Annotated in this window: 25 protein-coding genes; 13 read left to right on the top strand and 12 right to left on the bottom strand. The window is 37.1% G+C overall.

The genetic code is table 11. From position 1 onward, the window contains the following. On the top strand, positions 1–255 hold a 255-nt coding region (locus EA341_RS16955), incomplete at its 5' end, for an ATP-dependent helicase C-terminal domain-containing protein (protein ID WP_293016357.1). Here the strand turns inward: EA341_RS16955 and EA341_RS16950 are convergent. Then, on the bottom strand, positions 252–869 hold the full coding sequence (locus EA341_RS16950) for a hypothetical protein (RefSeq protein WP_293016356.1): 618 nt from the start codon (positions 867–869) through the stop codon (positions 252–254). The genes EA341_RS16955 and EA341_RS16950 overlap by 4 nt on opposite strands. 34 nt (positions 870–903) lie before the next feature. Further along, complete coding sequence (locus EA341_RS16945) at positions 904–1,434, bottom strand: HEAT repeat domain-containing protein (protein ID WP_293016355.1); 531 nt, start codon at positions 1,432–1,434, stop codon at positions 904–906. A gap of 60 nt (positions 1,435–1,494) precedes the next feature. Between EA341_RS16945 and EA341_RS16940 the strand changes: the two genes are divergently transcribed. The 4 genes from EA341_RS16940 to EA341_RS16925 all read left to right on the top strand — a co-directional run bounded on the left by EA341_RS16940 (position 1,495) and on the right by EA341_RS16925 (position 5,403). Then, a complete protein-coding gene (locus EA341_RS16940) occupies positions 1,495–2,211 on the top strand; it encodes a hypothetical protein (RefSeq protein ID WP_293016354.1) in 717 nt (238 codons plus the stop codon). Positions 2,212–2,265: 54 nt separating this feature from the next. Then, positions 2,266–2,877 (top strand): hypothetical protein, encoded by a 612-nt coding sequence (locus tag EA341_RS16935; RefSeq protein ID WP_293016353.1) that lies wholly within the window; start codon positions 2,266–2,268, stop codon positions 2,875–2,877. A 149-nt stretch (positions 2,878–3,026) separates the two neighbouring features. Beyond that, the gene (locus EA341_RS16930) at positions 3,027–4,907 is read left to right on the top strand and encodes a CocE/NonD family hydrolase (RefSeq protein ID WP_293016352.1); all 1,881 of its coding nucleotides are present in this window, start codon (positions 3,027–3,029) and stop codon (positions 4,905–4,907) included. Between the two features lie 55 nt (positions 4,908–4,962). Continuing rightward, positions 4,963–5,403, top strand: a complete 441-nt coding sequence (locus EA341_RS16925) for a hypothetical protein (RefSeq protein ID WP_293016351.1) — start codon at positions 4,963–4,965, stop codon at positions 5,401–5,403. A gap of 198 nt (positions 5,404–5,601) precedes the next feature. Here the strand turns inward: EA341_RS16925 and EA341_RS16920 are convergent, their stop codons facing one another. The 3 genes from EA341_RS16920 to EA341_RS16910 form a co-directional block, all read right to left on the bottom strand. Further along, positions 5,602–8,235 (bottom strand): DNA gyrase/topoisomerase IV subunit A, encoded by a 2,634-nt coding sequence (locus EA341_RS16920; RefSeq protein ID WP_293016350.1) that lies wholly within the window; start codon positions 8,233–8,235, stop codon positions 5,602–5,604. Between the two features lie 98 nt (positions 8,236–8,333). After that, positions 8,334–10,241: a DNA topoisomerase IV subunit B gene (locus tag EA341_RS16915; RefSeq protein ID WP_293016349.1), complete on the bottom strand. Its 1,908-nt coding sequence runs from the start codon at positions 10,239–10,241 to the stop codon at positions 8,334–8,336. Between the two features lie 180 nt (positions 10,242–10,421). Next, entirely contained in the window at positions 10,422–10,916 is a 495-nt protein-coding gene (locus EA341_RS16910) for a DNA topoisomerase IV (RefSeq protein WP_293016348.1), read from the bottom strand. Between the two features lie 290 nt (positions 10,917–11,206). On the opposite strand from EA341_RS16910, the gene EA341_RS16905 reads away from it, so the two are divergent. After that, positions 11,207–11,599 carry a hypothetical protein gene (locus EA341_RS16905; protein WP_293016347.1) on the top strand — a complete coding sequence of 131 codons (393 nt, stop codon included), beginning with the start codon at positions 11,207–11,209 and terminating at the stop codon, positions 11,597–11,599. Positions 11,600–11,652: 53 nt separating this feature from the next. Here EA341_RS16905 and EA341_RS16900 read toward each other — a convergent pair whose 3' ends face one another. Together EA341_RS16900 and EA341_RS16895 are read right to left on the bottom strand one after the other, a co-directional pair. Beyond that, positions 11,653–12,585, bottom strand: coding sequence for an ROK family protein (locus EA341_RS16900; RefSeq protein WP_293016346.1), 933 nt, complete (start codon positions 12,583–12,585; stop codon positions 11,653–11,655). 47 nt (positions 12,586–12,632) lie between these two features. Then, positions 12,633–13,121 carry a YkgJ family cysteine cluster protein gene (locus EA341_RS16895; RefSeq protein WP_293016345.1) on the bottom strand — a complete coding sequence of 163 codons (489 nt, stop codon included), beginning with the start codon at positions 13,119–13,121 and terminating at the stop codon, positions 12,633–12,635. A 106-nt stretch (positions 13,122–13,227) separates the two neighbouring features. Here EA341_RS16895 and EA341_RS16890 point away from each other — a divergent pair, with 106 nt between their 5' ends. Next, positions 13,228–13,587, top strand: coding sequence for a glutaredoxin (locus EA341_RS16890; RefSeq protein ID WP_293016344.1), 360 nt, complete (start codon positions 13,228–13,230; stop codon positions 13,585–13,587). Here EA341_RS16890 and EA341_RS16885 read toward each other — a convergent pair. After that, complete coding sequence (locus tag EA341_RS16885; RefSeq protein ID WP_293016343.1) at positions 13,579–14,406, bottom strand: S1-like domain-containing RNA-binding protein; 828 nt, start codon at positions 14,404–14,406, stop codon at positions 13,579–13,581. The genes EA341_RS16890 and EA341_RS16885 overlap by 9 nt on opposite strands. A 146-nt stretch (positions 14,407–14,552) precedes the next feature. Here EA341_RS16885 and EA341_RS16880 point away from each other — a divergent pair, with 146 nt between their 5' ends. Together EA341_RS16880 and EA341_RS16875 are read left to right on the top strand one after the other, a co-directional pair. Continuing rightward, complete coding sequence (locus EA341_RS16880) at positions 14,553–15,440, top strand: 3-hydroxyacyl-CoA dehydrogenase family protein (RefSeq protein ID WP_293016342.1); 888 nt, start codon at positions 14,553–14,555, stop codon at positions 15,438–15,440. Between the two features lie 98 nt (positions 15,441–15,538). After that, on the top strand, positions 15,539–16,156 hold the full coding sequence (locus tag EA341_RS16875) for a deoxynucleoside kinase (RefSeq protein ID WP_293016341.1): 618 nt from the start codon (positions 15,539–15,541) through the stop codon (positions 16,154–16,156). 61 nt (positions 16,157–16,217) lie between these two features. Here EA341_RS16875 and EA341_RS16870 read toward each other — a convergent pair whose 3' ends face one another. From EA341_RS16870 to EA341_RS16860, 3 genes are read right to left on the bottom strand one after another with little or no spacing between them, the layout of a single operon-like run. Then, positions 16,218–16,862, bottom strand: a complete 645-nt coding sequence (locus EA341_RS16870) for a hypothetical protein (protein ID WP_293016340.1) — start codon at positions 16,860–16,862, stop codon at positions 16,218–16,220. Between the two features lie 9 nt (positions 16,863–16,871). Next, positions 16,872–17,333 (bottom strand): DUF2452 domain-containing protein, encoded by a 462-nt coding sequence (locus tag EA341_RS16865; RefSeq protein WP_293016339.1) that lies wholly within the window; start codon positions 17,331–17,333, stop codon positions 16,872–16,874. Further along, entirely contained in the window at positions 17,311–17,487 is a 177-nt protein-coding gene (locus EA341_RS16860; protein ID WP_293016338.1) for a hypothetical protein, read from the bottom strand. The genes EA341_RS16865 and EA341_RS16860 overlap by 23 nt, the downstream gene beginning before the upstream one ends. A gap of 240 nt (positions 17,488–17,727) precedes the next feature. On the opposite strand from EA341_RS16860, the gene EA341_RS16855 reads away from it, so the two are divergent. From EA341_RS16855 to ggt, 3 genes are all read left to right on the top strand, one after another. Next, a complete protein-coding gene (locus EA341_RS16855) occupies positions 17,728–18,060 on the top strand; it encodes an Hpt domain-containing protein (protein WP_293016337.1) in 333 nt (110 codons plus the stop codon). Between the two features lie 83 nt (positions 18,061–18,143). After that, positions 18,144–20,501 (top strand): prolyl oligopeptidase family serine peptidase, encoded by a 2,358-nt coding sequence (locus tag EA341_RS16850; protein WP_293016336.1) that lies wholly within the window; start codon positions 18,144–18,146, stop codon positions 20,499–20,501. Positions 20,502–20,628: 127 nt separating this feature from the next. Then, on the top strand, positions 20,629–22,218 hold the full coding sequence (gene ggt / locus EA341_RS16845; RefSeq protein WP_293016360.1) for a gamma-glutamyltransferase: 1,590 nt from the start codon (positions 20,629–20,631) through the stop codon (positions 22,216–22,218). A gap of 32 nt (positions 22,219–22,250) precedes the next feature. On the opposite strand, the gene EA341_RS16840 is transcribed toward ggt, so the two are convergent. Further along, the gene (locus tag EA341_RS16840; protein ID WP_293016335.1) at positions 22,251–23,663 is read right to left on the bottom strand and encodes a S9 family peptidase; all 1,413 of its coding nucleotides are present in this window, start codon (positions 23,661–23,663) and stop codon (positions 22,251–22,253) included. A 45-nt stretch (positions 23,664–23,708) separates the two neighbouring features. Here EA341_RS16840 and EA341_RS16835 point away from each other — a divergent pair, with 45 nt between their 5' ends. After that, positions 23,709–23,930, top strand: coding sequence for a DUF3820 family protein (locus EA341_RS16835; protein WP_293016334.1), 222 nt, complete (start codon positions 23,709–23,711; stop codon positions 23,928–23,930). Positions 23,931–23,940 lie beyond the last annotated feature (10 nt).

Here is a 23,940-nt window from a genome sequence, read left to right as displayed (position 1 = left end):
ATATTAGCTGTTAGGATTCAGGAAGTTTTTGGCTGGCTGGAAACACCAACAATCAATAATGGAAAAACACAACTACTCCTTCACTTATTATCACCTGGATTCAAGCCTGTTCAGGTAACTTCAGATTTAAATAACTTTTGGAAAAACACATATTTTGAAGTTAAAAAAGAACTCAAACAAAGATATCCCAAACATTCATGGCCTGAAGATCCTTTGACTGCAAAAGCCATCAGTGGTGTAAAAAGAAAATATTAAAGGTGCTCTAGATAATCAATGAGGTTAATGAAACAAGCTAAGTTGAATGGGGTTACCTGCTTTTCATTCAACATATCAAGGTATTCGCTTTTGATGGCTTCAAAGCGCTCTGGATTATAAAATTTGGCAAGTGTGATTCCTCTTGCTGATCTATAAGTGAAGTTTTGGGTTACTATCGGAGTACTTGTATCGGAATTAAAATATGTCTCCAACATTCTTCCCTTCGAAAATTTGTCTAAGAATCTAAAGCCTTTTTTGATTAAAAAATCCTCTGCAGTTTCAATAACAGACCCAACTTCAAGGTCATTTTCTACCAAAAATCTCCTTGGCATTTCATTATCGATTCTATCCATTGTCTCTACCAAGGTTATACTTCTCTCCTTGTAGTCCCCTAAAGAGGGTAAAAATCTATGAACGATATTTTCAATATTATCATAACGAACTCCAAGGTGATACTCTAAGTAAGAAACATCGTCATGGTGGGTATAGTGAAAAAACACCATCTGCCTTCCTTCCTCAAATGTCTTCGTATAATGCAGGGATTTATTATCCAACCTAAAACCGAAATCGGCCAAAAACTCCTCGTGTAGCAGTATTACATCCCTGAATTTCATATACTTATAACTTTTATTCGTAATCAATTGTTGTTTATTCTTCAGAAAAAATTTCTCTAATTTCTTCCAGCATTATTTCTACTTCTGACCTTTTTATTTCAAATTCATCTGAATTTTGATCGATATTATTTTTGAAGTGACTCCAGTGTTTTTCTATTTTTTTCAGGACTCTGGGAGTCAACTCAAATTCAACAGTATCTAGTAATTCTTTTGCCAGCGCAGAAGTTTTGAAATTACCAAACAGGTACAGCCTGAATAAATCCACGAAGCGGTCTGACAAGTCATATCCTTCAAGTGTTTGAACGAAAATCCCGTTTCGGAGCTTATTTTCTTTACTGTGGATAACCTCAAAAAGATCCTCCAATGCGCTTTCATTTTCCTCAATATTTCCAAGTGCCCTGGCTGCAAGAATTGCATTTTCGTAATTTTCTGATTTCAGTATCAAAATCAGCTTATCGATTACCTCTTGATTGCCTATCTTTGAGAGCTTATCTGCGAAGAAATAAGCCTCCTTTTCCTGAGGGTCGCACATCCGTGCTATGAGTTGGTCTACTGTATGCTGCATAGAATAAAATCTTTGGAACAAAAATGAGACCAGTATGGGTCAATCTTTAAATTTTACACCATGAAAAATGTACTTTTAGACACTGAAAAAACAATTCAATCTTTTAACCTTCTTTTTAACAGTGATTTACAGATTGAAAAAAAACCAAAAAAAAGGAAAATAATTTTTAAAAATCACAAAGAAGAAAGTATTGCAAGTTTACGTTTTTCCTTGGGTTTGGATTTCGATGAAGAAAACGAAAAATTACGTGAAACTGATTTTATAAACTACGTTTTGATACTAATTCGTTCGGGGCAGGCAGCAGTTGGATTTTTTGAAAATGGAGAATTATTAGACCATAAAGTTTTTCGAGCTTACATGGTCCGAAAAAAACAAGGTAAGAGTCAAATAAAGCACCTTAAAACTAAAGGCAAATCCAGAGCAGGATCAAGAGTTCGTTTGGCAGAAACTTTAGAATTTTTCGATCAAATTAACTCCAGGTTAAATAGCTATTTTAATGAGTATCGTATAGATTCCATTGGGCTAAGTTGTGCCACTACACTCATTCCTTATTTTTATGGTGGAAAAGAAGAAACACCTTTCCTGAAAAATGATGATAGGATTTTTAAAATCCCAATCCATACCAAATCCCCTACGTTTGAAGCATTACTCAAAGTGAATGAATTTCTAAATAAATCTGAATTTGAGCTTTTATCTGAAGACTACAATGAAACTTTTAAAAAGCTGATATTTAACGATTTAAGCATAATTGACGAAAAAGAAGATGAAGATTGGTGAAAGATCTTTTAATTGGAACGATTTTAGTGTAATAGGCCTGAAAACCTGATTATTATGCAAAAGTGCCTCTTATTTATCTCCATTCTATTCTTATTAGGCTTCCATCAGCAGGCAGAAGCGCAACGATATGGAACAGCAGTAGGATTAAGAATGGGTAGTAATGACTATAGTCGAACTTTTGGTCTTTCAGCCCAACAAAGAGTATTGAAAAATGTAACTTTAGAAGGCATTGTACAATCTGATTTTTCCAGAAATACTACTTTTCACCTTCTGGCGCAACGCCATAAGCCAATTATCTCCAAAAGGTTTAATTATTATTATGGGGCTGGGATTTCATCTGGATGGGAAGAAAGTAAAATAAAAGATCCCGAATCCATGCAAATCATACACACTTATGGCAACCCTACTACCGGTGTTGATCTGATAGCAGGTATAGAAATGACAGTGCTTAACACTGTTATCTCTCTCGATTATAAGCCAAACGTAAACTTATCAGGCAGGGAAGAATTTTTTAGGGGGCAAGTTGGGATTTCTGCAAGGACTGTATTGGTAAAAAGTAAGGAACAAAAGAAAAGAAAGAGAAAGAGAGCTCGTGCCAAGAGAAAAAAGAACAATGATACTTTTGGAGATAAACTGAAAAACACGTTCAATTTTAAAAACAATTGATGTTTTAATTTAAAAATATACTTACCAATCAGGTTTCATTTTCTGCTAATTATATAAAAACACCCTGTTCATATTTAAGAAATGGGTGTTTTTTTATTTCTTAGAGATTAATTATTTACTTTCATAGTTCACTAAAGACAAACAGAAAAATGACCCAAAAACGATTTTCTCTTATACTCATCTTTACATGCCTTCTTTACGGATTGTCATTTGCCCAGGAAAAAAGTATCCTGGACCAACTGCATGAAGTGGCGGTTGTAGACCAAAAGGTGATGATGCCAATGCGTGACGGTGTACGCCTGGCCACTGATATTTATAGACCAAAAACTGAAGATCCAGTCCCTATAGTTTTTTCAAGAACACCCTATCAGTTCAATTCATATAGTAATGGAGAGCTGGCAACAAGGCATATGGAAACGGCACTGGAGTATGTGAAAAGAGGATATGCTTATGTCATCCAAAATGAAAGAGGAAGATTTTTTTCTGAAGGAGATTGGGATATTTTAGGCGTTCCGTTGACCGATGGATACGATGCTTTTGATTGGATGTCCAATCAAAATTGGAGTAATGGGAAAATTGGTACTATTGGTTGTTCTTCAACGGCAGAATGGCAAATGGCGGTAGCTTCTCTAGATCATCCAGCCCACACTGCATTGGTACCACAAGGATTTGGGGCAGGTGTAGGCAGGATTGGTGATTATTATGAGCAAGGAAACTGGTATAGAGGTGGTGCAGGTCAGATGTTGTTTACTTCTTGGTTATACGGAACCCAACACGACCCAATGGCTCCAAAATTACCTGATGGAATAGCTCAGGAAGACCTGCTTCGACTTCAGCGATTTTATGATATGGCCCCTAGATATCCTAGAGTGGATTGGTCTGAGTCATTCAAACATTTACCTGTAAAGGATATTATCAGAAATGTAAATGGCCCCAAAGGAATCTATGAGGAGATGATTACAAGAAAACCAAATGATCCAAAATGGTATGAAGGTGGACTTTTTCATGATGATATGGATTTTGAAAAACCTGCCTTCTGGTTTGTCTCCTGGTATGATGTAGCTACAAGTCCCAACTTAGCCATGTACAACCATATCAGGGAAACCGCTAAAAATGAAAACACAAAGGAAAATCAATTTCTGATCATCGCTCCTACCCTTCACTGTGCATTTTTAAGGGCTACAGAAAACACTATTGTCGGGGAAAGAAGCATGGGTGATGCACGGTTACCAGATCCCGGTATTACATTTAAATGGTTTGATTATTGGCTTAAAGGTGATCAAAATGCAATTCTTGACATGCCTAAAGTCACCTATTTTACCATGGGGTCTAATGAATGGCAAACCTCTGATACCTGGCCTCCAAAAGAGGCAAAAATGGAAACCTATTACCTGAATAGCAAAGGAAATGCAAATAGCAGGATGGGTGATGGTGCTTTGGGAAATAAAAAAGCTGGAAGAGATAATCCTGACTCATTTAAATACGACCCAATGGATCCGGTCACCTCTTATGGTGGTAATGTTTGCTGCGCAGGAAATTCTGTCCAAGGAGGTGCTTTTGATCAACAGGAAATGGAAATGCGGGAAGACATCCTGGTTTACACTTCAGAACCATTGCAAGAAGGTATTGAGGTAAGTGGATTTATTGAGGCTAAACTTTACCTATCCTCGGATGTAAAAGACACAGATTTGACCATCAAAATCATTGATGTATATCCTGATGGAAAAGCCTATAATTTAGACGAAACCATTCAAAGGGTACGCTACAGAGATGGGTACGAAAAAGAGGTATTCATGGAGAGCGGTAAAGTCTATGAGGTAAACATGACTCCAATGTCAACTTCAAATTTTTTTAAGGAGGGACATAGCATCCGTATAGAAATTTCTAGTTCAAATTTCCCGAGGTTTGACAGGAACCTCAATACAGGTGGAAATAACTATGATGAAACTGAAGGTGTAGTAGCAACCAATACTATCCACCATTCCAATAAATATCCAAGTCAAATCAAAATTCCGGTTATCCGGAAATAAAAATATAGCCCTCAGTTTAATTTCTGAGGGCTATTTTTCTTAAATATTTTCTTTTATGAATAATTATCTTTTTTGGGCAGGCAGTCTGACCAGCATTGTATCATTCATGCACGTAGGGATTGTTATAGGAGGTCCTGATTGGTACCGGTTTTTTGGTGCAGGAGAAGGAATGGCTCAGCAAGCCGAGATGGGAATGTCCGAACCGATCTTAGTTACTTTATTCATCTCTTTTATTTTAGCCGTTTGGGCACTTTATGCATTTTCCGGAGCAGGATTAATTCCTAAGCTCCCTTTGATGAAACCTGTATTGATTGCTATTTGTATTGTGTTTTTCTTGCGTGGACTTTTGGGAGTACCTATGGTAATAATGATGGATCACCCCTATTTAAATGAACTCCAAGCTAAAATGACCTTTATGGTTATTAGTTCGATAATTTGTCTTGGATTTGGCTACTTATACCTAAAGGGCATTTATAAGATGAAACATGATAGTTGATAAGACCAATCAAAAATCTCCTTTGTCATACTCTTAATTTGTTTACAACCAATTTCACGTTAAACCTTTTCAAGGTTGTGTAAGCCGAATTGATTAAATGCCTAAAACTGGGATTTCAATGGGGTTATTTGAGATTCAACCAATTTTTGATTGTACAGATTATTGTAGTGTTTCTCTCTTGTCTATTACTTCTCTCTTTCAAAACAATCCCAACTGATCCTTATCTTCTTCTTCCTTTTTGACTTTCAATTCAACTGTAGAGCCAATTTCCAGGTTTTCATCATCTTCAGACTTATCTGAAGTATTCTTAGGGTCTTTATCTGATGTTTTGACATCTTCTTTAGGTTTATCATCGATCAAAGTCAATGATACCACTTCATGAGATGAAAGCTTATTGCCAATGGCTTTCCAGCCTTTGACGTCGATAAGCATATCAAGATCGTACTCCTGTTCTTCTTCCTCTTTTCCTTTCTTTAAAAGGGCTTTTACCTGAGGTTGCTTTTCAGTCGAAACAACTTTCAAAACAGAGTTTTTGTGATCAGAAATCACATTAAACTTCTTGTTCATCGTTGATGTCTCTATCAAAAAGCGCTTCACAAAATGGGTTTTGGTGGCACCATCATAGTAAATGACAGAAATCACTTTTTGGGGATCAAATTTTTCGATCAGAGAAACATTGTTTCCATCGTATCTATTGGTCAATTCAAAGGAAGTAAGTTCATATTCTCCATTTTTGTAAAAGACAATTATTTTATCATCACCCAGAAAATTACCGATCAATTTTCCTCTTTCATCAGTATTGAGTCTGCCTATGACTGAATCATAGTATATGTCAAGTCCTCCAAGTGTGGACACTCCTTCCATTTTAAGTTGAATTTTCCTGACAGGATACTTGGTAAGGATATTTCCTCCTGCACCTCTTCCCTTTATTTCTATCGAAGCAAAATCAAAATCAAAGACCTTCACTCTAGCTTTTGCACCTTGGGTCAAGTATACAGTCACAGTCTCAGCTTCTCCATTTGCATTCGCTGTCAGGTACATTACCTTAGACCCTTTTGATCCCTTTGTTAATTCATATTCCCTATCCCTAGTGACAGCAAGTACCTGGAATCGTTTGACCATAGCTCTTCCTGTTCCACCATCAAGATAAATGAGGTTGTAGACCATACGTTCATCACCTTTTCTAAAAACAGCTACATGCAGAATGTCTTTTCCCACAAATCCCTTTTCCTGAATTCTGGTAACTACACATTTCCCATCTCTTCTGATGACGATAATATCATCAAGGTCTGAGCAATCACAGACAAACTCATCTTTCTTCAGGCCATATCCTACAAATCCATCTACCCTATTTACATAGAGCTTGGCATTGTTTGCTGCCACTACTGTAGCTTCAATGGTGTCAAAAGCACGTATTTCTGTTTTCCTCTCCCTGCCCTTACCATATTTTGTCAGTAGGTTCTCATAATATTTAATGGCATATTCTGTAAGGTGCTTAAGATTATAATTGACCTCTTTCAATTCTTCCTGAAGCTTCCGCATCAGTTCATCAGCCTTGAAGGTATCAAATTTGGAAATACGCTTGATTTTGATTTCTGTAAGTCTTACGATGTCCTCAGTAGTAATTTCTCTATAAAACTCAGGTTTAAAAGGGTCCAATCCCCTATCAATTGTTTCAATTACAGATTCCCAAGTAGTACATTCCTCTATATCACGATATATCCTATTTTCAATGAATATTTTTTCCAAAGAGGAGAAAAGCAATTTCTCCATCAACTCTGCCTTCCGGATCTCCAATTCACGTTTAAGCAAGGCCCTTGTTTGCTTGGTATTGTATTCTAATATCTCATTGACCGTTAAGAATACAGGCTTATCTTTAATGATAACACAAGCATTGGGAGAGATGCTGACTTCACAATCCGTAAAGGCATAAAGAGCATCAATTGTCATATCAGGAGATTGTCCCGGAGCCAATTGAATTTGTATTTCTACATCTTTGGCAGTATTGTCAACTACCTTCTTGATTTTGATTTTTCCTTTATCATTTGCTTTAATGATAGAGTCGATAATTGAATTTGTCGTAGTTCCGAAAGGAATATCCTTGACAAGAAGTGTTTTGCTGTCTTCTTCTTCTATTCTTGCTCTGACTTTTACCCTGCTTCCCCTGAGTCCTTCATTGTATTCTGAAAAATCTGCCAGTCCTCCAGTTGGAAAATCAGGAAGTACATTGGTCTTTTCCCCATTCAAAATAGCGATGGATCCAGCTATCAATTCACAAAAATTGTGAGGTAAAATCTTGGTTGATAGACCTACAGCTATACCCTCTACGCCTTGAGCCAAAAGCAAAGGAAACTTCACAGGCAAGGTAATGGGTTCTCTTTTTCTACCATCATAAGAAAGCTGCCACTCTGTGGTCTGAGCATTGAAAACTACTTCTAAGGCGAATTTTGACAAGCGCGCCTCAATATACCTTGCAGCCGCTGCAGAGTCCCCTGTCCGGATATCCCCCCAATTGCCCTGCGTTTCTATCAATAAGTCTTTTTGACCCAGGTTGACAATTGCATCACCTATAGAGGCATCTCCATGTGGGTGATATTGCATTGATTGCCCAATGATATTAGCCACCTTGTTGAACCTTCCATCATCCATTTCTTTCATGGCGTGAAGGATGCGACGCTGAACGGGCTTAAGTCCATCTTCAATCGCTGGAACTGCTCGTTCTAAAATCACATAAGAAGCGTAATCCAAGAACCAATCTTTGTACATCCCTGTAACGGGAATCGACTCGTGTAAGCTTTCGTCCTTTTCAGGATTGTTTGTACTATCGCTCATTCAAACTTATGTTTCTAGATTTATAAAAATGATGTTGGCATTTCACGGAAGATGAAATACGCTAAGGGTTACTCTTTTTTTACTATTAAGGAACGGTTTTATGCTGCTTCACTTTCCTCATTTTCTTCTTCGACCGGATTTTTGGCTGGGTCGTCGAATGCATAATCCTTTTCAATTTTAAGATTATCTATGATAAAGGTCTGTCTATTTGGTGTATTTTTTCCCATGTAAAACCCAAGTAGATCGGCCACTTTTGTATCCTTATTGAGAATAATAGGGTCCAAGCGAATATCCTCTCCAATAAAATTACCGAATTCGTCTGGTGAAATCTCACCCAAACCTTTGAAACGGGTAATTTCAGCGGACTTCCCAAGTTTGTGAATTGCCCTTTGCCTTTCTTCGTCGGTGTAGCAATAGAGGGTTTCCTTTTTATTTCTTACTCTAAATAATGGTGTATCCAAGATGAACAGATGTCCGTTTTTTACTAAGTCAGGGAAAAATTGGAGGAAGTATGTCATGATCAGCAAACGGATGTGCATACCATCTACATCAGCATCGGTAGCAATGACAATTTTACGAAAACGAAGACCTTCTATACCATCTTCAATATTGAGGGCATGCTGAAGTAAATTGAATTCCTCGTTCTCATACACCACCTTTTTGGTCATTCCATAACAGTTAAGAGGTTTACCTCTTAGGGAAAAAACTGCCTGAGTCTGTACATCGCGCGATTTGGTAATAGATCCAGATGCAGAGTCTCCTTCAGTTATGAACAGCATGGTATTGTTCTTTTTCTCCTCATCTGCTTTGGGGTCGTCATAATGAACCCTGCAATCTCTTAGCTTTTTATTGTGTAGATTGGCTTTTTTAGCCCGTTCATTGGCAAGTTTTTTAATGCCTGATATTTCTTTTCTCTCCCGCTCTGATTGCAAAATGCGCTTAAGTAAAGCATCTGCTACTATTGGGTTTTTATGAAGGTAATTATCCAACTCTGTTTTGACAAAATCATTAACAAAAGTCCTTAATGTTGGTCCATCAGGACCAACGGATTGGGATCCCAATTTGGTTTTGGTCTGGGATTCAAATACGGGTTCCTGAACCCTTATGGCTATGGCTCCCACTATACTCTGTCTAATATCTGAGGCATCATAATCTTTTTTATAGAATTCCCGGACAGATTTGACCAAGGCTTCTCTGAAAGCTGCTAAATGAGTACCTCCCTGAGTAGTAAACTGGCCATTGACAAATGAATAATACTCTTCTCCATATTGGTTGGAATGAGTAATTGCCATTTCTATATCGTTACCCTTAAGGTGAATGATTGGATACCTGATTGAATCTTCGTCAACTCTTCTCATCAAAAGGTCATAGAGCCCTCTTTCAGAAAAGAATTTTTTGCCATTATAATTTATTGTGAGGCCCGCGTTAAGAAAGGCATAATTCCAAATCTGATTTTCCAGGTACTCTGGGATAAAATGATAGTTTTTAAATACTGAGGCATCAGGGGTAAAAATTACTTTAGTTCCATTCCTGTCTGAGGTCTTTTCTATTTTTCGTTCATCTTTAAGAATACCCTTTTCAAATTCCGCCACTTTGGTTTCACCATCTCTATATGACTGTACTTTAAAGTAATCGGACAAGGCATTGACCGCTTTAGTACCCACACCATTTAGACCTACGGATTTTTGGAATGCTCCTGAATCATATTTACCACCAGTATTGATCTTGGAAACACAATCGATCACTTTTCCCAGAGGGATTCCTCGTCCATAATCTCTGATTTCAACCCTGTGTTCAGAAATCTTGATATCTATGGTTCTGCCATAACCCATCATGTGTTCGTCAATACTGTTATCCAATACTTCCTTGACCAATACATAAATTCCATCATCTTGCGCACTTCCGTCACCTAGTTTACCGATATACATCCCAGGCCTGAGCCTGATATGTTCTCTCCAATCCAAGGACTTAATACTATCTTCTGTGTATTGTACGTTTTCAGCCATTTTTATTCCTATGGGTAATATTTTTAAAGCTTTGTAATTTTATGGAGTTAATCTTTTATTACAGTTGTAGAAAAGATGAGTTACTCATACCGGTAAAGGCGAATATCCATAAATATCTTATCAAATTAAAATTGATAGGTAATGTATCATGAGGCAAAATAGCAGATATGCATATGTCTCTTAAGTTCCATGTTGTAATGTTTTGAATTTTTGAGATAAAATCCAAAACAATGCGACAATCCAAGTCACAAAAAGTATTGGTACCATATAAAAGAATCCACTAAATGAGCTACTGCTTATTTCATTTTGGTTATTGATGCTATGGACAAAAAGCGTCAAAATACATAAGGAGACATTTACGATCCCTATAAAGCTAAAAATCCAAGTCAACATGTAATCCCGAAACTTATCTCCAATTGGGAATAACCTTTTCAAATTTGCTGTACTTTGTTTTTCTATCATCTTGGCCGGTAAAGCCAATGAAATATTCAAGACAGCAAAAATCACAATCCCGACATAAAAGAATGAATTTCTACTGAATCCTTTGACCATGATTCCTTGGTCATCTATTTCATAGGCTACTGTTTCTGGTACCGAAGAGTAGATATAAATGAAAACCAATATGAAAAACATGATAGATAAGAAGTGGAATACTTTTCCGAATCGATAATACATAGGTGATAATATTTTAGCGTGCTAATATAAAGATTAAAGCTTAGACAAAATTGAAACTGTTTAGCTCAATTTCGGTTTTAAATAATGCGTTTATCTTATGATTGATATCCAACTGTCTGACGTTTAGGAAAAATATTTAAATCATGATCCAAGAAAAAAATTATTCAAAAAATTTAATTTCAGTTTCAGAACAGTGTAAAATTAAATAGATAGAAACTCTTTTTCCGTATGAAGTACAAGCCTATTTTTACGAAAATCCAATATCAAACAATATTTATCAAGCCTAATACATGTCAAAAAATCTAAATACTTACATCCTTTCACTTTTATTGATGATTTCAATAAGCGCATGTTCATTAAAAGTAGATCTTGATGGCATGGATTTAGAAGCTTGGAAAAAAGACAGAAATGGATGCTTGGGTTTGAGAGAGCCTCAAATTGATGCCTTCAGGTTGGTGAAAAACGAACTTCTCGGCAAAGACAATCAAGCATTGCTAAAGACGTTTGGAAAACCAGACAGGGTAGAATTGGCTGATAGAAGTCAAAACTTTTTTATTTACTACGTAGAACCCAGCCCTGACTGTGATTCAGAAGATTTAAAATCTGATCCCATAAAAGTAATTTTCAGATTAAATGCGATGAGCCGGGTCAGTGAGGTTACCATCAGTACTTTGGATCCCTAAAAACAAAAAAAGAAGGTTTTAAGACCTTCTTTTTACTTTTTATTTGGATTCATTTAATCATCTTCTTCCATAAAACACAATGCCGCTGCGCCTAAGGTGCCTGCATCATTCTTCAATGTAGCCTTCGTCAATACCAGATCATTTACATAATATGGAGTGAGGTATTGTCTTACAGTTTTTTCGAGGGAAGGCATCATAAATTCCAACCCAGCTGAAATACCGCCTCCAAAGTAAACATGGGTTACATCAAGTACCCGAATTACTGAAACAATTGCTTCCCCTAGAATTCTACCAACATCTTCAAAAACCATTAGCGACACCTCATTTCCTAATTTGGCTGTATCCACCAAAAGATGAGTTCCAAGTTCTTTGTTTTCCAAATCTCCTACTAACCTAGGGTAGCCTTGTATAAACCTTTCCATTATTTTCAGGATCCCATTTCGGCCAATCAATTTTTCAAGACCCTCATTTCCTCTGGAAAGCATGTGTCCCATTTCCATCGCATTACCTCTTGAACCTTTGAATACTGCCCCATCCAATACAAATGCACTTCCGATACCTGTCCCCATGGTAATAAAAAGGAAGTTTTTTGGAGGATTTGCTTTCCCAAACCTGTATTCACCTATGGCAGCAGCAGCCGCATCATTTTCTAAAAAGAAAGAAATATTAGGGTATTTTTTCTTCAGCTCTCCTTTAAGGTTAAAACCATTCAGGGCAGGAATTGCCGGTATCTCTAAAGTGGTTGTCCTGTCTTTGGATATCAATCCTGGCAGGCCAATACCAACTTTTCTTACATGCGGATATTTCTTAAGGATTCCTTCCATACCCTCAATAAAACAGATGTTAAATCCCTTAGGGTCATCTCTGTATGGCGCAGTATCAATTTTTTCAAACGAAACAATTTCACCGTCTTTGCTTACCAAACCGATTTTTAGATGGGTACCTCCCACATCTACTCCCAAAAAATGTTGGTCTTCTTTATTCATGGTTATCTTCAATAGGTTTACTGCGCTAAAATAGTAAAGAGAATTGCTTACTTCCTAAAATCTTTATCAAAGTCTTGAAATATTTCAAAAACTGCGGGACAAACAAGGGTATTTCTTAAAGTCAAACTAAGTATTCCGTGCATGTTTTTACGGTTGGTGTGAGGGTATTCTCTACATGCTTTTGGGCGTTCTTCATACACCAAACAGGTATTATCCTTATTCAGGAAAGGACAAGGTGAAGTTTTTAAAACATAATCACCTTCTTCATCCAAAAGCAGGTAAGTATCTACAAATACAGATGGTTTCATCTTAAAAACTTTTGCCAGCCTCTCAATATCTGTCTGAATAAATATGGGACTAGTTGTTTTACAGCAATTGGCACAATCGAGACAAGAGATATGCTCGAATTTTTCATCATGGGCAATTTCAAATATATTATCCAGGTCTTTACTCTTCTGCTTCCTTAACTTTGATAATAGTTTTTTATTCCTAGGGTAAGCTGTTTTACTCTGAGTTCTGAAATTTTCTATATCCATTGACAATAATAACTTTAGGTTAAATCTATAAATAGCAATTTTACAGTCTTTTATTTTGTTATATGCTTTTTAAACCTTATATTAATTACTTCTAAACCAATGCATTATGAAAATACATCCAAATGAACTATTATTCTATTACAATCCATCACACAGTGTGGATAAACAGATGAGGGCCTATGCCAAGGCAGTATCAAACCATGTCAATGAAATCAATATCGAAAAGGAACCCATTACCACCACAGGTTGGAGATCGATATTAAATTTATTGAATCTTAGACCCAAAGATCTCTTGAATAAAGCCCATCCTGATTATCAATCCAAAATTGCAGGAAAAACGTGGGACGAAGACAGTTGGCTTACCATACTGACAAAATTCCCACATTTAATCAAAGCTCCAATAGCTATCAAAAAGAATAAGGCGGTACTTTGCATTACTCCTAATATCATATTGGAATTAGACTAAGCTAATGCCATCGTCCTTTATAGCAATTTTTTTTGCTTTATAAAGCTGACCTATAGATTGCTTGAAGTGCTTTTTACTCATCCCCAATAACTCTTTGATAGATTCAGGGGATGATTTATCATGAAGGGGCAAAAATTTCCGGACTTTTAAGACTTCGAGAATTTTTTCGGCCCCTTCTTCATATTTCTCACGGCCTATTGGAAGAAGTTGTAAGTCCAGTTTACCATCATCCCTCCTCTTTTTCACGTAAGCGCTCACGGTATCTCCAACCTGAATGGGCTGGAATGTTTCATTTTTATAAAGCAATCCCTCAAAGTTCCCTTCTATCAAACCCTTATAGCCAAGATCACTTTCATCGAAAATTAAAACCTCAATTTTTTGACCCGCTTCAAATCCTTGGGTATCAGTAAGTAAAAAATCTTCATATTTACTTACTCCTATCAATCTGTCCGTTTTATAATCCAGGCAAACCCTTACGAGATACTTCTCACCTACTTCCATATTTTTTGCCATTTCCGCAGACGGTACAAAAAGATCTTTTGGTAATCCCCAATCCATAAAAGCACCGAAACTTGTTGTTTGCTTGACTTCCATGATGGCAAATTCATCCAACAAAGCAACAGGACGATTGGTGACCGCTACAGGCCTGTCCTCTGAATCGGTGTAAACAAACACCTCTAACTCTTTTCCAACTTCTTCAGATCCATCCAGATAACTTTTTGGTAAAAGTACTTCACCACCTTCTTGCAATGCGAGATAAGCCCCGTTTTCGGTAAACCTATTGATTAATAGGCTGTTGATTTTTCCAAGTTCTTTCATCTTTTAAAGGTAAGGATTTTATGTCAAGTGAAATTGGAATTACTTCATATTCGAACTAGATTTGAAGCTCAGAAATATATTTTAGGTGTGGATATACAATTTTGATCCTGCCGTGTTTCTTCTGTTAAAATCTAAACCCAAATAAAATGAAAAATATTTCAGTGATTGGTTCCGGTACAATGGGCAACGGAATTACACACGTTTTTGCCCAGTTTGGTTATTCTGTTTCGTTAGTGGATATTTCTGCAGCTGCTTTAGAAAAAGCCATTTCAACCATAAGTAAAAATATGGATAGACAAGTTTCCAAGGGACTCATCAAAGAAGAGGATAAAACTTCCTCAATGGGTAGGATAAAAACTTTCACATCTCTTGAAGAAGGAGTCAAAAGTGCTGATCTAGTAGTAGAAGCAGCCACAGAAAACCTAGACATCAAATTGGACCTTTTCAGACAACTTGATCAGTTTACTCCCGAAGGCTGCATATTGGCAAGCAATACTTCCTCAATCAGCATTACAAAGATCGGAGCGGTTACAAAAAGGCCCGATAAAGTAATCGGTATGCATTTTATGAATCCTGTACCGGTAATGAAATTGGTTGAAGTCATCAGAGGATATGCCACTTCAGATGAAGTCACCACGCAGATTATGGAGCTTTCAAAAGGTCTTTCAAAAGTGCCGGTAGAAGTAAATGATTATCCTGGATTTGTTGCCAATAGGATACTCATGCCAATGATAAACGAGGCGATATTTACATTATATGAAGGGGTTGCAGGTATAGAGGAAATCGATACCGTTATGAAACTCGGAATGGCACATCCAATGGGACCTCTACAACTTGCAGATTTTATTGGACTTGACGTTTGTTTGTCAATTATGCGTGTACTTCATGATGGTTTTGGTAACCCTAAATATGCTCCATGCCCACTATTGGTAAACATGGTAGAAGCTGGTTATAAAGGTGCCAAAACAGGTGAAGGCTTTTATAAATACACTGCAGGTAGCAAAGAACTGGTTGTATCTGAAAGGTTTAAGTAGACAATATCAAAATTTGAAACCAAAAGCCTGATAAATTTTGAAACTTGTCAGGCTTTCTTTTCATTATACAATAGCACCAAAGATTATAAGTAATTACTATGCATATAGCAGTGTCTGGAAACATCGGGAGTGGAAAAACCACTTTGACTACAAAATTGGCTAAACATTATGGTTGGAATGCCGAATTGGAAGCGGTAGACAACAACCCTTATCTGGCTGATTTTTATGAAGACATGAAGCGATGGTCATTTCATCTTCAGGTTTACTTTTTAAACAGCAGGTTCAATCAGATTAAAAGAATCAGAGATAGTGGCCTATCGGTCATACAAGACAGGACAATTTATGAGGATGCTTATATATTTGCAGCCAACTTGCATAAGTCAAAATTGATTTCAGAAAGAGATTATGAAAATTACCTTGCGTTATTTGACTCTATGATCAATTTTGTGAAAGCTCCTGATTTGTTGATTTACCTGAAGGCTGACATTCCTAAATTAGTGGGGCAAATAGAGAAAAGAGGACGCGATTATGAAAATGCAATCCGTATAGATTACCTTAAAAACCTGAACAGCCATTATGAGGAATGGATAAGTTCGTATGATAAGGGAAAGCTATTGATTGTAGATGTAAATGAACTTGATTTTGTTGCACATCCTGAAGATTTTTCTCAAATAGTTCAAAGAGTAGACAGAGAAATGTACGGGTTATTTGCATAGAAAAATTGATCAAGAGACATAGAACATGAAGGAGTCTCAAAATTTCAAATTGAGGCTCTTTTTATGCCATTTTCCTATTGATCCAATTGATAATACCTTTTTGATGTTCTTCTTTAGGATTTCTTAAAAGTTCATCAATTTTTTTCAATCCTCCCCCAATCATCAAAGTTTCATATTGTGGAATTCGGATCATTTTATACCCATGCAATCTTGTCAGAAGATCATATTGTGCATCATTGTAAGCATTCAGCTTCCAACCTGAGGAACCATTTCCACTCAGGTCTCCAAACTCCTCACTCTTACCAAAAACCTTTGAAGCAATTGGAGGACCATTCCAAATACGTTCCTGCAGTCCAGCCTTTAAACAGTCTTTTTCATATGTTCTGCAGAGACGTTTATATGCCTCGAGCCATTGAAAAGAAAAAACCTCATAAAGATCTGTTTTAAAAGTTTTTATACGATATCTATTAAAGTGAATTTCATCATCATAAAGGAACAAAAACCGATTGACTTTAAAATCAAACTTCAAGCTATGTAAATGTGGTGGTCTGCCAGTTCCTTCAAGTGAATCAAAAATACCACCTAACATTTGCTCACCTTTACCTTCAAGGTATTTTTCGTTTACCTCTAAGTAAAAATCGATTTCAATATCAGGGATTTCAGATGAGATTACCTGAATAAGATTTTGAACTTTGATTTGATGCATTCGCTTTTTTTATTCTCCCTGCCGGATGATTTCCCAAGTGTGATCAGCCAAAAGCTTGACTTCTGCTACGAATTTACGAAACCTTTTCTTCCTTCCCCATTCTTCAGGAGATACCATACTCAAAAAATCAGTATCATCTTCCTTTTCATATAAAAAGTAATGGTGATTGATCAGGGGTTCAAAATTCATCGGCGTTTGGTAAATCCTTTCGGAAACTTCTACCCTACTTTTGATAGCCTTAGCCTGATCTGCCAGCAATTGCATCTGTTGATAAATCTGAGACATCTGCATTTCGGTTTGGGAATGCATGGCGCTAACAGCCCTACCTGTAATCTTACCCTTATCTTCGGGTTTTATAACAGCACCTCCAGACTGATGGGCGTAAGGAAGGAGACCCGGAGTTTCTGTGGTCATCTCCTTCATTTTGTCAAGATCTATTTTGTCAATATCAATTTTTTCTTTCTTGCTCATGGATTTTCAAACTGTCTGATGGTGCAATTCTTTCTTTTAGATTTCCTTTTGATCCTGGAAATGTTGTTCTGCTGGAAATGTCATAACCTATATATAACATTACCAGAAAAAAAATCACAGCAATTATCAGAAACACTCTCTTATTTTTATTCATAATATTATTAGTTTAACTTGTCAATCGGCTAAACAGTTTTGAAGTCCCGAAATTAAGTTTTAGCTGCACTATAAAAAAATGTGCCCGGTGAATTGTTCCTTTTAATTGCTTCTGAGGCGATAAGTTTTAATTTATTCAGTACAAATATTATATTTAAAAAAATTACCTTAACTTTCGAATCATTTATTGAAATACAGATTATTGTGTAAAAGATGCATTATTCTTTATAAAAAAGTTTTTATGTACGAACTGATAAGTCCACAAACGATTATCCAATACTTCGGAGATGACGATGAAGAAATGTTGAGAGAAATGATTCAGATCATTATCGATACAAATCTTCATGACCTTAAACTCTTGGATGAATATTATGAGAATGGTGATTTTGCCGTGATCAAAAAGAAATGTCACAAAGCAAAACCAAGTATGAGTTATGTCGGTGCTATGGAAACAAGAAAGCTTCTTGAAGAAATTGAATCTGATTTAGAAAATTCTCACGATACCTATAAAAAATTACTGGCACAAATTGAAATCATTGAGCAAGAGCTCAAAACTTTTTTGGATAAGATTTAAGTTTGCATACTTATTTTTCCATATATACTTTTTTCTTTACTTTTTTGAGTCTTAAAGTCCATCTTTAGAAAAAATTCCATTCCATGAGAAGATTTAGTTTATTACTATTTGTAACCTTTATTTCATTCCAAGGGCTGATAGCCCAATCACTTACTGTAGACAAGATCATGCAGGACCCAAAATGGATGGGTGTTTACCCTTCCAATATTTCTTGGGACGAAAAAGGCGATGTGGTTTACTTTAATTACAACCCGGATAATCATCCTGCTGATTCCTTATATAAAATCCATCTCAATGAACCTGATAAGATTGTCAAAGTAGGTAACGAAGAAAAGAAAAACAGGATTCCTTCGAATGCAAGCAGTAATATCGCTAAAACAAAGAAAACCTATACTAGAGACGGAGACCTCATACTTTTTGACATTGAGTCAGGTGAGAAATCAATTCTATTGTCCATGGGTGAAGGTATTTCAAATGCCAGATTCCTAAAAAATGAAAATAGAATTTCCTTTGTATTGAATAACAATATCTATGTTTTTGATACGCAAAAAGGAAGCCTTGCAAGAGTAACCCATATCAAACAAGGTAAAAAACCGGAGGAAAAAGAGGCCAAACTATCCGCAAAAGACGAATGGCTTAAAGAAGACAATCTTGAACTTCTTGGTGTCGTCAGAGAGAGGGAAGAGAAAAAAGAATTGTCCAAAACCTATCAGAAAGCAACAAAAGACCCTGAACCTTTTACTTTTTATACAGACAAAAAACAGGTGAATAACCTCCAGCTTTCACCAGATGAAAAGTATGTGAGTTTCTCTCTCATTGAAAGAGTAGATAACAAAAGAACCATTGTTCCTGACTACACTGATGCTACTGGTTATACCACGGATATACCTGCAAGGACTAAAGTTGGGGATGACCCCATAAAAATAGAAATGGCTATCTACAATCTTAAAAAAGATACAGTTTACATGGTGAATACCAGTAAACTACCTGGAATTAAGGATTTGCCTGACTATGTTAAAGATTATCCGGAAAAAACATGGGAAGAAAAAGAAAGAGAATTGGTTCTAACGGGCCCTTATTATTCTAATGACGGTACTTATGCTGTTGTCAATGCCTATTCCAACGATAATAAAGACAGATGGATTTCGCTGGTAGATATGGAAACCGGAGAACTTAAAAATTTAGATAGGCAAAGAGATGAAGCTTGGGTAGCTGGTCCTGGAATAGGAGGCAGCTGGGGAAATGCAGTATTCGGATGGTTGCCTGACAATAAAAATATATACTTCCAATCTGAAACTACGGGTTACTCACACTTATACACCCTAGATGTAAGAAGTGGGACGAAAAGACAGCTGACCAGAGGTGAATTTGAAGTATTCAGCCCTCAGATTTCAAAGGATGGGAAATATTGGTACTTGACAACATCTGAAGAACATCCCGGAGAACGTCATCTATATATGATGCCGCTTAACGGAGGAAGAATGGAAAAACTAACCAATATGGTTGGTAACAATGATGCCAGTTTGTCTCCGGATGAAAAAAACATTGCTGTGCTTTATTCCTATAGCAATAAGCCTTGGGAGCTCTATCTCCAGGCAAACGAACCTGGAGCAGAACCTAAACAGCTGACAGATGGGCAAAGTGAGGATTTCAAAGCTTATGAATGGAGGGATCCCGAGTTGATTAAATTTCAGGCAAAAGATGGCACAGAAGTTCCCGCTAGACTTTATAAGCCTAGCACAAGAAATAGAAACGGTGCAGCTGTCATTTTTGTCCATGGAGCTGGTTACCTCCAAAATGTACACAAGTGGTGGTCAAGTTACTTCAGGGAATACATGTTCCACAACCTTTTGACAGATCTTGGTTATACGGTTTTGGATATTGACTATAGAGGTTCTGCAGGCTATGGAAGAGATTGGAGAACAGGCATCTATAGACATATGGGAGGCTTAGATTTATCTGACCAGGTTGACGGAGCAAATTATTTGATAGCAAACCACAACGTAGAGTCTAGCAAAGTTGGCTTATATGGTGGTAGCTATGGTGGCTTTATCACATTGATGGCCATGTTCAATGAAGCAGAAACATTCACTTCCGGTGCTGCATTAAGGTCAGTAACCGACTGGGCTCATTATAATCACGGTTATACATCCAATATTTTGAATGAGCCTTTTAATGATCCTATAGCTTATAGAAGATCATCCCCTATTTATTTTGCAGACGGACTGAAAGGTAATTTATTAATCGCACATGGAATGCTTGACGTCAACGTCCATTTTCAGGATGTGGTCAGGCTTGCGCAGATACTTGTTGAACTAGGTAAGGACAACTGGGAAATGGCTGTCTATCCAGTGGAGGATCACGGCTTCGTCGAACCTAGCAGCTGGACTGATGAATACAAGAGAATATTGAAACTCTTCAACAACACCTTATTAGACTAAATCGATGAGCCGAAATTTTCAAAGCAGAAGTACAGGCTTATGTTTTCTTTTTGTACTGCTTTTTATTTCCTGCAACCAAAAAGATGCAATACCATCTCTCAAAACAGGATTAATTGCAGAAATTGCAATGGTTGTTTCTGCACGGGAGGAGGCTTCTATTATAGGATTATCCATGCTTGAAAAGGGTGGAAATGCTTTCGATGCCATGATTGCAACTGAAATGGCACTAGCCGTAGCTTTTCCTTTTGCAGGAAATCTCGGAGGAGGCGGTTTTATGGTATTTAGACATAAAGATGGATCATTTGGAAGTATTGATTACAGGGAGAAAGCTCCTCAGGCAGCTCATAGAGATATGTATCTTGATGAAAATGGAGAGGTAATCCCAAACTTAAGTACCACAGGAGCATTGGCAGTTGGAGTCCCGGGAACCATCGCTGGGATTTTTGCCGTACATGAAAAATTCGGTACACTGCCAATTGAAGAGATATTAGAACCTGTGATTGCCTTGGCTCAAAAAGGTGTAGTGGTGACCAAAAATCAAGAAGGAAGACTGGCTAGTAATAGGAATAGTTTTATCGCTGTCAACGGAAAAGATACTTTTTTCAGCCAGGAATTTTCTGAAGGAGACACCATCAAATACCCTGCTTTAGCCAATACCCTCAAAAGAATTGCTGCAAATAGCAGGGATGAATTTTATAAAGGGGAAACTGCCAAAAGCATTGCTAAATTTATTCAGGAAAAAGGAGGGATTATTACATTGGAAGATCTTGAGGCGTATGAAGCGGTTTGGAGAGATCCTATAAAGTTTGATTATAAAGGCAATCAAATCATATCCATGGCACCTCCAAGTAGTGGAGGCGTCACATTGGCCCAGATATTTGGTATGCTGGAAGACTTTGATCTTCAAGAAATGGGGCATAACAGTCCTGAATACATCCAAGTACTGACGGAAGCAGAAAGAAGAGCATATGCAGATAGGAATTACTTTTTGGGTGACCCTGATTTTGTTGAAGTCCCGATTCAGGAGTTAATCTCAAAATCCTACCTGCAATCAAGAATGAGTAATTTCAATCCTCAAAAAGCAACACTTTCTTCAGACATCAGGGAAGGAAACCTCCAAATTCTGGAAAGTGATGAGACGACACACTACTCCATAGTGGATCAGTTTGGAAATGCAGTGGCCGTTACCACTACGCTCAATGGAGCATATGGCTCAAAACTCTATTCTGAAGAGTTAGGTTTCTTTTTCAATAATGAAATGGATGATTTCAGTTCAAAAACCGGCATTCCAAATATGTTTGGTTTGATTGGTGCAGAAGCAAATGCCATTTCTCCAGGAAAGAGAATGCTAAGCTCTATGACTCCTACTTTGGTGGAAAAGAATGGTACCCTTAAAATGGTAGTGGGTACTCCAGGAGGTTCCACAATCATTACATCCGTATTACAGACCATTTTAAATGTTGTAGAATTTGGAATGAGCATGCAAGAAGCTGTAGATGCTCCTAGATTTCACCATCAGTGGTTACCTGACCATATAAACTTCGAGCCTGAAGGTTTCTCACACGACGTCTTTGAAGCCTTGAAGGAAAAGGGATATCAGATCAATGAAGGTTATACACCAATATTAGGAAAAGTAGATGCCATCCTTGTACTTCCTGATGGCCGCCTGGAAGGTGGGGCAGATTGGAGAGGTGATGACAAAGCTGTGGGATTTTAACTTCCACAGCTTTGTGATGTATTTTGACAGGATTATTTAATTGCTTTAATAAAACCCAAGATATCATCCATTACTTTTTGATTGAAGGTTTCTTCTATCTGCTGATATTCTGAAATTGCACCCGTATCGGCTTTTTGAAAAAGATGGTTCAAATCTTCGTAAACTTTAAGACGGAGTAATTCATCTTTGCCCTCAAACAGTTCAATTAACCTGTTCCCGTTTTGGGCTGCATTAACCTGTAAATCCTTGACCCCAAAAGCCGCAAATACTGGAATCTCTATTTTCTTTATATCTACCTCAGGCTCATATTTCATAAAATATACAAACCAAGGATTTATGCTTTTTTCAAAAGTGGTTAAGAGTGATTCTTCCTGCTGCTTTCTAATTTCATCTGAAACATCATATTCGGCTACTATTTCTTGAACCAAAGCAGGTAAAGCCTCCATAGCCATTTCTTTATCATCACTATCTTTGATCAATCTGTAAAACTTGGAATTAATTTCAACCTGCCTTTCAACAAGTGCTTTAGGGCTTCCTGAGCTTCTGGAAATATCTTCTGTTTGCTTTTTCATCAGTTCAGGAATATTTACCACAGGTGCTGCCAAAGAAATAATAAAGTCCAAGGGCTGTTTCTTTTGTTCAGCTGCCATCATCCACGCAATCATTCCTCCCTCGCTATGCCCCAACACCCCAATTCTACTAGTATCTACTTGTTCTAAGGTTTTTAGATAAGAAATTGCATGCTGCGCATCATTTTTAAAATCTTCAGAAGTTGCAGACGCGAAATTTCCATCTGACTCCCCTACTCCTCTCTCATCATACCTCAACACCATCACGCCATTTTTACTGAAAAAATCGGCTAAGACCCAAAAGGACTGATGGTCAAATATGGTAGAATTCCTATCCTGAGGTCCTGAACCAGTCACAAGAATTATGGTTGGAAATGGTCCTTCACCTTCAGGAATGGTAAGTGTACCATATAAATTGAGTCCTACTTCTTCATTTGGGAAACTCACATCTTTGGATTCATAAGAAAAAGGAGCTTGAGGCGTTTGTGGTCTCAAGGGCTTAATAATTTCATCAGTTTCAATGGTATCTCTCTTTCTTAGTGCCAAAGGAAAAGACATTCCTCCCTGTTTGAAGGTTCCTGAAATCTGATCACCCAATAGTATTCCTTCAAAAGTGATGTTAGCAGCACTGTGCTCAAAAAGTAAGAGGTTATCCTCGAACAGCACTTTTGTCAAAGGAATGTCTTTTGCACCTTGACTTGGACTGTCCATAAAGCCTGACCATATTTCATCTTTTTGTTCAAAACTAAAAACCAAAGGTAATTTGGTTCCCATTACATCCAAAACACCTTCCCAGCTACCTTCCGCTGACTGAGCTTGAACTGATAAACAAGGTAATAATGTTAAAAGCAAAATAATCGTTGTAAAATTTCTCATACGAATTTTTAGAATAGTCTTGCCAATTTATATTTATTTTGACAAATGGATAAAGAAATTTTAGTAGATCTAGTGACCAAGACAATGCCCTATGGAAAATATAAGGGTCGTTTACTATGTGATATTCCTGAACACTATCTGGTTTGGATGCATGGTCAGGGATTTCCTAAAGGTAAGCTTGGCATGTGGCTGAATACCTTGTATGAAATCCGACTCAATGGTTTAGAAGGTATTTTGACGGAATTAAAAAAAATGTATAAAAAATAAGCCGCTTGTC

It is taken from the genome of Mongoliibacter sp., assembly GCF_007692705.1.
Lineage (GTDB): Bacteria > Bacteroidota > Bacteroidia > Cytophagales > Cyclobacteriaceae > Mongoliibacter.
This window is presented reverse-complemented; position numbering and strand designations above follow the sequence as displayed.